Origin of the sequence: Glycomyces luteolus, assembly GCF_027622875.1 — a bacterium.
Lineage (GTDB): Bacteria > Actinomycetota > Actinomycetes > Mycobacteriales > Micromonosporaceae > Glycomyces > Glycomyces luteolus.
The window spans coordinates 103,047-116,124 of the sequence record NZ_JAPZVP010000004.1; the positions used below are offsets into that span (position 1 = coordinate 103,047).

At 66.7% G+C, this 13,078-nt stretch carries 12 protein-coding genes; all 12 read left to right on the forward strand.

The window, feature by feature from the left end:
- Window positions 1–71 precede the first annotated feature (71 nt).
- The 12 genes from O1R50_RS06100 to rpsS all read left to right on the forward strand — a co-directional run bounded on the left by O1R50_RS06100 (window position 72) and on the right by rpsS (window position 13,045).
- Window positions 72–3,959, forward strand: coding sequence for a DNA-directed RNA polymerase subunit beta' (locus tag O1R50_RS06100; protein WP_270109018.1), 3,888 nt, complete (start codon window positions 72–74; stop codon window positions 3,957–3,959).
- Window positions 3,960–4,204: 245 nt separating this feature from the next.
- Window positions 4,205–4,567: a hypothetical protein gene (locus O1R50_RS06105; RefSeq protein WP_270109019.1), complete on the forward strand. Its 363-nt coding sequence runs from the start codon at window positions 4,205–4,207 to the stop codon at window positions 4,565–4,567.
- 654 nt (window positions 4,568–5,221) lie between these two features.
- Complete coding sequence (gene rpsL / locus O1R50_RS06110; protein WP_136528419.1) at window positions 5,222–5,593, forward strand: 30S ribosomal protein S12; 372 nt, start codon at window positions 5,222–5,224, stop codon at window positions 5,591–5,593.
- Between the two features lie 3 nt (window positions 5,594–5,596).
- Window positions 5,597–6,067 (forward strand): 30S ribosomal protein S7, encoded by a 471-nt coding sequence (gene rpsG / locus O1R50_RS06115; protein ID WP_030155149.1) that lies wholly within the window; start codon window positions 5,597–5,599, stop codon window positions 6,065–6,067.
- Window positions 6,068–6,088: 21 nt separating this feature from the next.
- Window positions 6,089–8,194 (forward strand): elongation factor G, encoded by a 2,106-nt coding sequence (gene fusA, locus O1R50_RS06120; RefSeq protein WP_270109020.1) that lies wholly within the window; start codon window positions 6,089–6,091, stop codon window positions 8,192–8,194.
- A gap of 128 nt (window positions 8,195–8,322) precedes the next feature.
- On the forward strand, window positions 8,323–9,516 hold the full coding sequence (gene tuf, locus O1R50_RS06125; RefSeq protein ID WP_270109021.1) for an elongation factor Tu: 1,194 nt from the start codon (window positions 8,323–8,325) through the stop codon (window positions 9,514–9,516).
- A gap of 461 nt (window positions 9,517–9,977) precedes the next feature.
- Window positions 9,978–10,286 (forward strand): 30S ribosomal protein S10, encoded by a 309-nt coding sequence (rpsJ, locus tag O1R50_RS06130; protein WP_026922761.1) that lies wholly within the window; start codon window positions 9,978–9,980, stop codon window positions 10,284–10,286.
- Window positions 10,287–10,293: 7 nt separating this feature from the next.
- Window positions 10,294–10,941 (forward strand): 50S ribosomal protein L3, encoded by a 648-nt coding sequence (rplC, locus tag O1R50_RS06135; RefSeq protein ID WP_270109022.1) that lies wholly within the window; start codon window positions 10,294–10,296, stop codon window positions 10,939–10,941.
- A gap of 2 nt (window positions 10,942–10,943) precedes the next feature.
- A complete protein-coding gene (gene rplD / locus O1R50_RS06140) occupies window positions 10,944–11,594 on the forward strand; it encodes a 50S ribosomal protein L4 (protein ID WP_270109023.1) in 651 nt (216 codons plus the stop codon).
- Window positions 11,591–11,905 (forward strand): 50S ribosomal protein L23, encoded by a 315-nt coding sequence (gene rplW, locus O1R50_RS06145; RefSeq protein ID WP_205326521.1) that lies wholly within the window; start codon window positions 11,591–11,593, stop codon window positions 11,903–11,905. The genes rplD and rplW overlap by 4 nt, the downstream gene beginning before the upstream one ends.
- Before the next feature lie 12 nt (window positions 11,906–11,917).
- The gene (rplB, locus tag O1R50_RS06150) at window positions 11,918–12,760 is read left to right on the forward strand and encodes a 50S ribosomal protein L2 (RefSeq protein ID WP_270109024.1); all 843 of its coding nucleotides are present in this window, start codon (window positions 11,918–11,920) and stop codon (window positions 12,758–12,760) included.
- 3 nt (window positions 12,761–12,763) lie between these two features.
- On the forward strand, window positions 12,764–13,045 hold the full coding sequence (gene rpsS / locus O1R50_RS06155) for a 30S ribosomal protein S19 (protein WP_205326519.1): 282 nt from the start codon (window positions 12,764–12,766) through the stop codon (window positions 13,043–13,045).
- Window positions 13,046–13,078: the final 33 nt, after the last annotated feature.

Here is a 13,078-nt window from a genome sequence, read left to right on the forward strand (position 1 = left end):
GAACTGCAAGAGCGGCCCGCTCTCGCCAACGTCTCATCCAATCCTTAAGAACCATCAAGGGGAAGAGTTCAGTGCTCGACGTCAACTTCTTCGACAAGTTGAAGATCGGCCTCGCCACCGCCGAGGACATTCGGCAGTGGTCGCACGGCGAGGTGAAGAAGCCCGAGACCATCAACTACCGCACTCTGAAGCCCGAGAAGGACGGTCTCTTCTGCGAGAAGATCTTCGGTCCGACCCGGGACTGGGAGTGCTACTGCGGCAAGTACAAGCGGATCCGCTTCAAGGGCATCATCTGCGAGCGCTGCGGCGTCGAGGTGACCCGTTCGAAGGTCCGCCGTGAACGCATGGGCCACATCGAGCTCGCCGCTCCGGTGACCCACATCTGGTACTTCAAGGGCGTTCCCTCGCGCTTGGGCTACCTGCTCGACCTGGCGCCGAAGGACCTGGAGAAGGTCATCTACTTCGCGGCGTACGTGATCACCGCGGTCGACGAGGAGGCCCGCCAGCGGGACGTCCCGACCCTGGAGAACGAGATCGTCGCCGAGAAGCGCCACCTGGAGCAGCAGCGCGACGCCGCGATCGAGGAGCGCGCCTCGAAGCTCGAGGGCGACCTGGCCGAGCTGGAGGCCGAAGGCGCCCGCGCCGACGTCCGCCGCAAGGTCAAGGACGGCGGCGAGCGCGAGATGCGCCAGATCCGCGACAAGGCGCAGCGTGAGATCGACCGTCTCGACGAGGTCATGGACACGTTCCGCAAGCTCGAGGTGCGCCAGCTCATCGGTGACGAGATGCTCTACCGCGAGCTGCAGCAGCGCTTCGGTGAGTACTTCACCGGCGGCATGGGCGCGGAGTCCATCAAGAACCTGCTGGAGAACCTGGACCTGGACGCCGAGGCGATCAGCCTGCGCGAGACGATCGCGACCGGCAAGGGCCAGAAGAAGCTCCGTGCGCTCAAGCGCCTGAAGGTCGTGGCCGCGTTCCAGGCCACCGGCAACTCGCCGCTGGGCATGGTCCTCGACTGCGTGCCGGTGATCCCGCCGGAGCTGCGCCCGATGGTGCAGCTCGACGGCGGCCGGTTCGCGACCTCGGACCTGAACGACCTGTACCGCCGCGTCATCAACCGCAACAACCGCCTGAAGCGCCTGATGGACCTCGGTGCGCCCGAGATCATCGTGGCGAACGAGAAGCGGATGCTGCAGGAGTCGGTCGACGCGCTGTTCGACAACGGCCGCCGCGGCCGCCCGGTGACGGGCCCCGGCAACCGTCCGCTCAAGTCGCTGTCCGACATGCTCAAGGGCAAGCAGGGCCGGTTCCGCCAGAACCTGCTCGGCAAGCGCGTCGACTACTCGGGCCGTTCGGTCATCGTGGTCGGCCCGCGCCTGAAGCTGCACCAGTGCGGTCTGCCGAAGCAGATGGCGCTGGAGCTGTTCAAGCCGTTCGTGATGAAGCGCCTGGTCGACCTGAACCACGCGCAGAACATCAAGTCGGCCAAGCGCATGGTCGAGCGCGCGCGTCCGGTCGTGTGGGACGTGCTCGAAGAGGTCATCTCCGAGCACCCGGTCCTGCTCAACCGCGCGCCCACGCTGCACCGCCTCGGCATCCAGGCCTTCGAACCGCAGCTGGTCGAGGGCAAGGCCATCCAGCTGCACCCGCTGGTGTGCACCGCCTTCAACGCCGACTTCGACGGCGACCAGATGGCCGTGCACGTCCCGCTGAGCGCTGAGGCCCAGGCCGAGGCCCGCATCCTGATGCTGGCGTCGAACAACATCCTCAAGCCCTCCGACGGCAAGCCGGTGGCCCTGCCCACGCAGGACCAGATCATCGGCCTGTACTACCTGACGCACCTTTCCGAAGGCCGCGTCGGCGAGGGCCGCGCGTTCGCGGACGAGGGCGAAGCGCAGATGGCGAAGGACCGCGGCGAGCTGGACCTCCAGGCGCCCATCCGGATCCGTCTGGAAGGCATCGAGACCATCAACAACGGTCCCGGCGAGCCGTGGACGGCCCCTGAAGGCTGGACCCCGGGCGAGCCGCTGCTGGTCGAGACGACGCTGGGCCGCGTGTTCTTCAACGAGTGCCTGCCGCCGGACTTCGAGTACGTGAACTACGAGGTCCGCAAGGGCCAGCTCTCGGAGATCATCCACGACCTGTCCGAGCACTACTCGAAGGTGCAGCTGGGCGCGTGCCTGGACGCTCTGAAGTCCGCGGGCTTCAAGTGGGCCGGCTGGTCCGGTGTGACCATCGGCATCGAGGACGTGGTGGAGCCGGCGCACAAGGCCGAGATCCTGGAGAAGTACGAAGCGGACTCCGCCAAGATCGACAAGCAGTACGTGCGCGGTCTCATGACCGCCGAGGAGCGTCGCGGCGAGCTGACGGAGATCTGGACCAAGGCCACGGCCGAGGTGCTGGACGACCTGAACCAGACGCTGCAGCCGGAGAACCCGCTGTGGCAGATGATCAACTCGGGCGCGCGAGGCAACATGCTGCAGCTGCGCCAGATCGCCGGCATGCGCGGCCTGGTGGCGAACCCGAAGGGCGAGATCATCCCGCGCCCGATCAAGTCCTCGCTGCGCGAGGGCCTGACGGTGCTGGAGTACTTCATCTCCACCCACGGTTCCCGCAAGGGCCTCGCCGACACCGCGCTGCGCACCGCCGACTCGGGTTACCTGACCCGTCGTCTGGTGGACGTCTCGCAGGACGTCATCATCCGCGAGGACGACTGCGGTACCGACCGCGGCCTGGAGTTCCAGGTCTCGGTCGAGATCGACGGCCGTTTCGTCGAGTCCGACCTGGTCGACTCCTCGATCGACGCCCGCAACCTCGCGGACGACGTCGAGGTCGACGGCAAGGTCGTCCTCGAGCGGAACACGCCGCTGAACTCGGACCACATCGCGACGCTGGTCGCCGCGGGCGTCTCCGACGTGAAGGTCCGCTCGGTGCTCACCTGCGAGTCCCGCCAGGGCGTCTGCGCGGCCTGCTACGGCCGGTCGATGCCGACGGGCGAGAAGGTGGACCTGGGCGAGGCCGTGGGCATCATCGCGGCCCAGTCGATCGGTGAGCCTGGCACGCAGCTGACGATGCGTACCTTCCACACCGGTGGTGCGGCGACCGCGAACGACATCACGCAGGGTCTGCCCCGTGTGCAGGAGGTCTTCGAGGCGCGTGTCCCGAAGGGCAAGGCGCCGATCGCGGAAGCGAGCGGCACCGTGCGCATCGAGGACGCCGAGAAGAGCCGGAAGATCATCATCACCCCGGACGACGGTTCCGAGGAGATCGTGGTCGAGAAGGTGCCGCGTCGTCTGCGCCTGCGCTTCGGCGACGGCGAGCACGTCGAGGTCGGCGAGAAGCTCGTCGAGGGCACCATCGACCCGCACGAGCTGCTGCGCGTGCTCGGTCCGCGGAAGGTCCAGCGCCACCTGGTGGAGCAGGTCCAGGACGTGTACCGCTCGCAGGGCGTGATGATCCACGACAAGCACATCGAGATCATCGTGCGCCAGATGCTCAAGCGCGTCACGATCATCGACTCGGGCACCCTGGAGTTCCTGCCGGGCTCCCTGGTCGACCGCCTGGAGTTCGAGGAGCAGAACCGCAAGGTGCTGGCCGACGGCGGCGAGCCGGCCTCCGGCCGCCCGCAGCTGATGGGCATCACCAAGGCCTCGCTGGCGACGGAGTCGTGGCTGTCCGCGGCCTCGTTCCAGGAGACCACGCGCGTGCTCACCGAGGCCGCGATCTCCGGCAAGTCCGACTCGCTGGTCGGCCTGAAGGAGAACGTGATCCTGGGCAAGCTGATCCCGGCCGGTACCGGCATCGCCAAGTACCGCAACGTGTCGGTCGAGCCCACCGAGGAAGCCAAGGCCGCGGTCTACTCCCTCGGCGGCTACGAGGACACGACCGCTTCGGCCTTCGCCTACGGCGGCGGCCCGGCGGTCAGCCTCGAGGACTCCTACGACCTGGGCTCCTTCTAGAGCGATAACCCGCCGATTCCCGACGGCATGAAGAAACCGGTGGGGGGGGGGGGGGGGCGCCCCCCCCGCCCCCCCCCCGGGGGGGGGCCCCCCCCCCCCCCCCCCCCCCCCCCCCACCGGCGTTTCGTGCCACTCCGCCATCGCCGCTCGGTATTGCTCGCCGAGTTCCTCTTCGGTTGGGCGGTTCGTCATGCGGTGATGTTCCCCCGTCGGTCGGGACGGGCCAACCGCAATAGGATGGGCGGGTGGTTGAGGTGCGGGGGGTTTCCGGGGTTCGGCATCCGGATGATCCGGAGCCGGTGGAGTCGACGAAGGTCGTGGCGGCGCGGTTGCTCGCGGGCGTCGGGGTCGCCTTGTCGCCCTTTGTGGGCGGTGCGATCCCGGCACTGATCGCCTTGATGCTGGCGCGCCAGGCCGAGGCCGATATCCGTGCCTCCGAAGGGTTCCTGCTCGGCGCCTCTCGTCTGCCGCTGATCCGGCGGCTCTCCTGGATCGGCATCGGGATCGCCGCCGCGGTCGTCGTGGCGGCACTGCTCCTCTGGGTCCTCGCGCTCGCCCGCGCGGCGGGTGATGCGAGCTACGGCGGGGGCGTCGCGGTTTCGCTTTGACGACTCGGGGAACTGCTGGTGAACAGCGCCTCGCAAGGGGCATCCCGCGCGGGCACGTCCCGCATCGCGAGCTAATATAGGCCACGGTGTGTCTACCGCACCGAACGAACAGGTCAACCCCAGAGCGCGGCGAGGTCTCCGAGCCGAGCACTGGTATTCGCCCCAAGCTCCGTGACACTGAACACGGATGCCTTGCGGGCCGAAAACGGCTTTGACCTTGTTCGTTAGGCTAGGTAGGCTTCTCCCTTGCGCCTGGACACCGCTTTGAGCGGCATGGTGGCCCTGTCGACTCCGGCAGCTCGGTCCCCGTGAGAGCCAGGCCAGGTTGCGTGCCTGCAAGATGGCGGGATCTGATTCCGTCGGCTGGCGTCACCGGCACGCATCCTTCGCACTGGGGGCTTCGTGAACACGGCTGTTTAGCCGGTCCATATGGATTCGTTCGCGAACGCGTCTGAACCTGCACGATGGTCGACCTCGGTCTGCCGCTGGCGCGGGTTAGGGTCCGGAGAGACGCGACACGCCCGAACGCGGGGGACGGGAACCCACGCCATTGAGCTGGGCCGTCATACGGCCAGGCTCGAGCGCGCGGGTGAACAGGTGACGTCGCATTGTCAGGAATACGCAACCGTCGACTGTTGAGAGGGGTTCGCCTCAGTGCCAACCATCCAGCAGCTGGTCCGCAACGGCCGCAAGGTCAAGACCAGCAAAACCAAGACGCCCGCGCTGAAGGGCAGTCCGCAGGCGCGCGGCGTGTGCACGCGCGTGTACACGACCACGCCCAAGAAGCCGAACTCGGCCATGCGCAAGGTCGCCCGTGTGCGCCTCATGAACGGCACCGAGGTCACCGCCTACATCCCGGGTGTGGGCCACAACCTCCAGGAGCACTCCATCGTGCTGGTCCGCGGCGGTCGTGTCCGCGATCTCCCCGGTGTCCGTTACAAGATCATCCGCGGCGCGCTCGACACCCAGGGTGTCCGCGACCGCAAGCAGGCCCGCAGCCGCTACGGCGCGAAGAAGGAGAAGTAAGCCATGCCGCGTAAAGGTCCCGCGCCGCGCCGGCCGCTTACCGCCGACCCGGTCTACAACTCGGTGCTCGTCACCCAGCTCATCAACAAGGTCCTCAAGGACGGCAAGCGCCGCCTCGCCGAGCGCATCGTCTACGAAGCCCTCGAGAACTGCCGCAAGAAGGCCGACTCGGACCCCGTGGTCATCCTCAAGCGCGCGCTCGACAACGTCAAGCCGACCCTCGAGGTCCGCTCCCGCCGCGTCGGCGGCGCGACCTACCAGGTCCCGGTCGACGTGCGCCCGCAGCGCGCCACCACCCTCGGTCTCCGCTGGCTCGTGGGCTACTCCCGCGACCGCCGCGAGAAGAGCATGGTCGAGCGTCTGACGAACGAGATCCTGGACGCTTCGAACGGCCTCGGTGCAGCGGTCAAGAAGCGCGAGGACACGCACAAGATGGCCGATTCCAACAAGGCATTCGCGCACTACCGCTGGTAGTCGCAGAGAGACTGAGAGATCGTGGCTAACAAAGCTAACGCGGCGCTCGCCAAGCTCCGCAACATCGGCATCATGGCCCACATCGACGCCGGCAAGACGACCACCACCGAGCGCATCCTGTACTACACGGGCGTGTCGCACAAGATCGGTGAGGTCCACGACGGCGCCGCGACGATGGACTGGATGGAGCAGGAGCAGGAGCGTGGTATCACCATCACCTCCGCCGCTACCAAGTGCGAGTGGGACGACCACATCATCCAGATCATCGACACGCCGGGCCACGTCGACTTCACCGTCGAGGTGGAGCGTTCGCTCCGCGTCCTCGACTCCGCCATCGCCGTCTACGACGGTGTCGCGGGCGTCGAGCCGCAGACCGAGAACGTCTGGCGTCAGGCGAACAAGTACGACGTTCCGCGTATGTGCTTCGTCAACAAGCTCGACCGCACCGGCGCGAACTTCTTCCGCTGCGTCGAGATGATGCAGGACCGCCTCAACTCCAACACCGCGGTGATCCAGCTTCCGATCGGGAACGAGGCCGACTTCATCGGCGTCGTCGACCTGGTCGAGATGCACGCCAAGGTGTGGCGCGGCGAGACCGGTCTGGGCGAGGAGTACACGGTCGAGGAGATTCCCGCGGACCTGGCCGACCAGGCCGAGGAGTACCGCGAGAAGCTGCTGGAGACCCTCTCGGACGTCGAGGACGAGTTCGCGGAGAAGTTCCTCTCCGGCGAGGAGATCACGACCGCCGAGATCAAGGCCGCGATCCGCAAGGCCACGATCGCCAACCAGATCAACCCGGTGCTCTGCGGCACCGCGTTCAAGAACAAGGGCGTGCAGCCCCTGCTCGACGCGGTCGTGGACTACCTGCCGAGCCCGCTCGACATCCCGGCGATCCAGGGGACCCTCACCGACAACGAGACCCCCGCCGAGCGTCACGCGGACGTCGAGGAGCCCTTCGCCGGTCTGGCCTTCAAGATCCAGACCGACAAGCACCTCGGCCGCCTGACCTACGTCCGGATCTACTCGGGCACGGTCTCCACCGGCACCCAGGTCGTGAACTCGACCAAGGGCCGCAAGGAGCGCGTCGGCAAGATCTACCAGATGCACGCCAACAAGCGCGAAGAGCGCTCGGAGGCGCAGGCCGGCGACATCATCGCGGTGCAGGGCCTCAAGGCCACCACCACCGGTGACACGCTCAGCGACTCCGGCGACCAGGTGATCCTCGAGTCGATGATCTTCCCCGAGCCGGTCATCGACGTGGCCATCGAGCCAAAGTCGAAGGCCGACCAGGACAAGCTGGCCACCGCGATCCAGCGCCTCGCCGAAGAGGACCCGACCTTCCGGGTCAAGACCGACGAGGACTCCGGCCAGACGATCATCTCGGGCATGGGCGAGCTGCACCTCGACATCTTGGTCGACCGCATGAAGCGGGAGTTCAACGTCGAGGCCAACATCGGCAAGCCGCAGGTGGCCTACCGCGAGACGGTCACCCAGCGGATCGAGAAGGTCGAGTACCTGCACAAGAAGCAGACCGGTGGTTCCGGTCAGTTCGCGCGCGTGCTCGTCAACCTCGAACCGCTGGAGATGAAGTCGAACGAGGACGAGATCTTCGCCTTCGACGACAAGATCACCGGTGGCCGCATTCCGCGCGAGTACATCCCGTCGGTCAAGGCCGGCGCGGAGTCCGCGCTCGAGGACGGCGTCCTGGCGGGCTACCCGCTGGTCGGCGTCAAGATGGAACTGATCGACGGTCAGTACCACGAGGTCGACTCCTCGGAAATGGCCTTCAAGATCGCCGGTCGCATGGCGCTCAAGGAAGCCGCCAAGCGGGCCCGTCCCGTGATCCTCGAGCCGATGATGTCCGTGGAGGTCATCTGCCCCGAGGACAACATGGGCGATGTCATCGGCGACATCAACTCCCGTCGCGGCATGGTCCAGGAGATGGGCGAGCGCGGCAACGACCGTACGGTCAAAGCCGTCGTTCCGCTGTCGGAGATGTTCGGTTACGTCGGCGACCTGCGGTCGAAGACGGCCGGGCGTGCGAACTACTCGATGCAGTTCGACACCTACGCCGAAGTCCCGGCGAACGTCGCCAAGGAGATCATCGCCAAGGCGACAGGCGAGTAAGCGTTTCGGGCGCCCAAGCCTGGGCGCCCGGCGCTGACCACCTGTTGCCAGCAGAGGCGCTGAGTTCCAAAGCGACGCAATAGGTCAGATAAGTCAAACCAGATTTAACCAGTCCACAGGAGGACGAAGTGGCAAAGGCAAAGTTCGAGCGGACCAAGCCGCACGTCAACATCGGCACGCTGGGTCACGTCGACCACGGCAAGACCACGCTCACCGCGGCGATCACCAAGGTCCTGCACGACAAGTTCCCGGACCTGAACCCGTACACGCCGTTCGACGAGATCGACAACGCTCCCGAGGAGCGCCAGCGCGGTATCACGATCTCGATCTCGCACGTCGAGTACCAGACCGAGGCCCGGCACTACGCGCACGTCGACTGCCCCGGCCACGCCGACTACATCAAGAACATGATCACCGGTGCCGCCCAGATGGACGGCGCGATCCTGGTCGTGTCCGCCGCTGACGGCCCCATGCCGCAGACCCGCGAGCACGTCCTGCTCGCCCGCCAGGTCGGCGTTCCTTACGTCGTCGTGGCGCTGAACAAGTCCGACATGGTCGACGACGAGGAAATCCTCGAGCTCGTCGAGATGGAGGTCCGCGAGCTGCTGTCCGACCAGGGCTTCCCGGGTGACGACGCTCCCGTCGTTCAGGTCTCCGCGCTGGGCGCCCTCGAGGGCGAGCAGAAGTGGGTCGACGCCGTGGCCGAGCTCATGCAGGCCGTCGACGACTCGGTCCCGGAGCCGGAGCGCGCGACCGACCTGCCGTTCCTCATGCCGATCGAGGACGTCTTCACCATCACCGGCCGCGGCACCGTCGTGACCGGTCGTGTGGAGCGCGGTGTGCTCCTCCCCAACGAGGAAGTCGAGATCGTCGGCATCCGCGAGGGCGCGATCCAGACCAAGGTCACCGCCATCGAGATGTTCCGCAAGACCCTCGACGACGCGCGCGCCGGTGAGAACGTGGGCCTCCTGCTCCGCGGCACCAAGCGCGAAGAGGTCGAGCGCGGCATGGTCGTCGTCAAGCCGAAGACCACCACGCCGCACACCGACTTCGAGGCCGCGGTCTACATCCTTTCCAAGGACGAAGGCGGCCGTCACACGCCGTTCTTCAACAACTACCGCCCGCAGTTCTACTTCCGTACCACGGACGTGACCGGCGTCGTGACCCTCCCCGAGGGCACCGAGATGGTCATGCCGGGTGACAACACCGACATGAAGGTGGAGCTCATCCAGCCCATCGCCATGGACGAGGGTCTGCTCTTCGCGATCCGCGAGGGTGGCCGCACGGTCGGCTCCGGCCGCGTCACCAAGGTCCTCAAGTAAGACCGCTTCCGGGGTGGCCCATCGCCAAGGCGAGGCTTGCGAGCCTGTCCGAAGCTCTGCGGTCACCCCGGTTTACTTGCGTCTCATACGATGCGCATCGTGACCGGAGGCCTCCTCCGGTCCGGCGTTCGAGGCGCTGACCAACCGCACACGCGTAACCTGTCCCACTGTTGCCCGACCCCAGCTTGCTGGGCGAATGGGGGAGCAGGCATAATATTCAGGTTGCGTACGCTCCGGCGTCCCCAGTGCTGTGCACTGCGAAGGACTCCGGTGCTCACGCCCGGCCCGCGGGCCCGAGTAGGCACTTAACCGTGCTGAGAGGGACCGTTTCATGACGGGCAGGCGGGCGAGCCAAAGGGACAAGCAAGGGGGACAACTGTGCCCCAAGTAAGTCTTAAACTCGCGACACGCCCGACCGCGTGGAGCGGTCTGAACAGCCAATTTACGTTAGGTTAGGAATCATGGCGGGACAGAAGATCCGCATCAGGCTGAAAGCCTACGACCACGAGGTCGTGGACTCCTCGGCCCGCAAGATCGTGGAGACGGTCACCCGTACCGGTGCTGCCATCTCCGGGCCGGTGCCGCTGCCGACTGAGATCAACCGCTTCTGCGTGATCCGGTCGCCGCACAAGTACAAGGACTCGCGCGAGCACTTCGAGATGCGCACGCACAAGCGCCTCATCGACATTCTCGACCCGACCCCGAAGACGGTCGACTCGTTGATGCGCCTTGACCTCCCGGCCGGTGTCGACATCGAGATCAAGCTGTAGGGGACCAATGGACAGGCAGATCAAGGGAATCCTGGGCACCAAGCTCGGCATGACCCAGGTTTGGGACGAGAACGGCCGCGCCGTTCCGGTCACTGTGGTGCAGGCCGGCCCGAACGTGGTCACCCAGGTTCGCAAGCCCGATGTCGACGGCTACGCAGCCGTCCAGCTGGGCTTCGGCGACATCAAACTCAAGAACGTGACCAAGCCGCTCCAGGGCCACTTCGAGAAGGCCGGTGTCGCTCCGCGACGCCACCTCGTCGAACTGCGCACCTCGGACGCCGCCGACTACGACCTCGGCCAGACCGTCGAAGCCACCATCTTCGAATCCGGTCAGCTCGTGGACGTCACCGGCACGACCAAGGGCAAGGGCTTCGCCGGCGTCATGAAGCGCCACGGCTTCGGCGGTCTCCCCGCCAGCCACGGTGCGCACAAGGTCCACCGCGCCCCCGGTTCGATCGGTGGCTGCGCCACCCCGGGCCGCGTCTTCAAGGGCATGCGCATGGCCGGCCGGATGGGTCACTCCCGACACACGACGCAGAACCTGCGCATCCAGGCGGTCGACGCCGAGCGCGGTCTGCTGCTCATCGTGGGCGCCATCCCCGGGCCGAAGAACGGCCTGGTGCTCGTCCGCACGGCAGTCAAGCAGGTGGCATAACCATGAGCCTCGAAATCAACGTCAAGAACGCCTCTGGCGCTGAGACCGGGAAGACCATCGAGCTCCCGGCGTCGATCTTCGACGTCGAGCCGAACATCCCGCTCATGCACCAGGTCGTCACGGCGCAGCTGGCCGCCGCCCGCACGGGCTCGGCCAAGACCAAGACCCGTGGCGAGGTCCGCGGCGGCGGCAAGAAGCCGTACCGCCAGAAGGGCACCGGCCGCGCCCGTCAGGGCTCGATCCGCGCGCCGCAGTTCAACGGCGGCGGCGTCGTCCACGGCCCGCAGCCGCGGTCGTACGCCGAGCGGACCCCCAAGAAGATGAAGGCCGCCGCTCTCGCGGGTGCCCTCACCGACCGGGTGCGCGGCGAGAACGTGCACGTCATCGACGCCTTCGTCGAGGGCGAGTCGCCCAAGACGAAGTCCGCGCAGGCCGCTCTGGCCGCGATCACCGAGTCCTCCAAGGTCCTGGTGGTCCTCACGCGCGACGAGCAGACCGCGGCCCTGAGCCTGCGGAACCTGCCCGAGGTGCACCTGCTCGACTGGGGCCAGGTCAACACCTACGACGTGCTCAACAACGAGGACATCGTGTTCAGCGAGGCCGCCATCGAGGCGTTCATCGCTGACCGGACTGAGCAGGAGGTCGCGGCGTGAGCGAAGTGACCGTCGCCGACCCGCGCGACATCATCATCAAGCCGGTCATCTCGGAGAAGACCTACACCCTCCTCGGCGAGGGCAAGTACACCTTCGAGGTCGACCCGCGCGCCAACAAGAGCCACATCAAGATCGCCATCAAGCAGATCTTCGACGTGGACGTCAAGAGCGTCAACACCCTGAACCGGTCGGGCAAGCGCAAGCGCACCCGTACCGGCTGGGGACAGCGCAAGAGTGTCAAGCACGCGATCGTCACCGTGGAAGGCGACCCCGGTCGCCTGGGTGAGATCTTCGGCGGACAGATCTCGTAGGAGCTAGAAGAGATGGCTATTCGCAAGTACAAGCCGACGACCCCGGGTCGTCGCGGTTCGAGCGTCTCCGACTTCGCCGAGATCACCCGCTCGACCCCCGAGAAGTCGCTGCTCCGTCCGATCACCAAGACCGGCGGGCGCAACAACTCGGGCAAGATCTCGACCCGTCACCGCGGCGGCGGCCACAAGCGCCGTTACCGCGTGATCGACTTCCGTCGCCACGACAAGGACGGCGTGCCGGCGAAGGTCGCGCACATCGAGTACGACCCCAACCGCACGGCGAACATCGCCCTCCTGCACTACGCGGACGGCGAGAAGCGCTACATCCTGGCCCCCAAGGGCATCAAGCAGGGTGACGTGATCGAGAACGGCCCGGAGGCCGACATCAAGCCCGGCAACTCGCTGGAGCTGCGTCACATTCCGGTCGGTACCACGATCCACGCGGTGGAGCTCAAGCCCGGCGGCGGCGCCGCTCTGGGCCGCTCCGCGGGCGCCTCGATCCAGCTGCTCGCCCGTGAAGGCAAGTACGCGCACCTGCGCATGCCCTCCGGTGAGATCCGCCTGGTCCAGGTCACCTGCCGCGGCACCGTCGGTGAAGTCGGCAACGCCGAGCAGGGCAACATCAACTGGGGCAAGGCCGGCCGTATGCGCTGGAAGGGCTGGCGCCCGACCGTCCGCGGTGTCGTCATGAACCCGGTCGACCACCCGCACGGTGGTGGCGAGGGCCGTACGTCCGGTGGTCGCCACCCGGTGAACCCGCAGGGCAAGCCCGAGGGCCGCACCCGCAAGCGCAACCACCCGAACGACCGGCTCATCGTCCGTCGTCGCAACGTCAACCGGAAGCGGGGGAAGTAGTCCATGGCTCGCAGCCTCAAGAAAGGGCCGTTCGTCGACGACCACCTGCAGAAGAAGGTGGACGCTGCGATCGAGACCAAGAGCAAGAACGTCATCAAGACCTGGTCGCGCCGCTCGACGATCACTCCCGACTTCATCGGGTTGACCTTCGGCGTCCACGACGGCCGCAAGCACGTTCCGGTCTACGTCACGGAGAACATGGTCGGGCACAAGCTCGGCGAGTTCGCTCCCACCCGCACGTTCCGCGGGCACGAGAAGGACGACCGGAAGAGCCGTCGCCGCTAGGCCACGGGCTATGAGAAACGAACGAAGGATTTA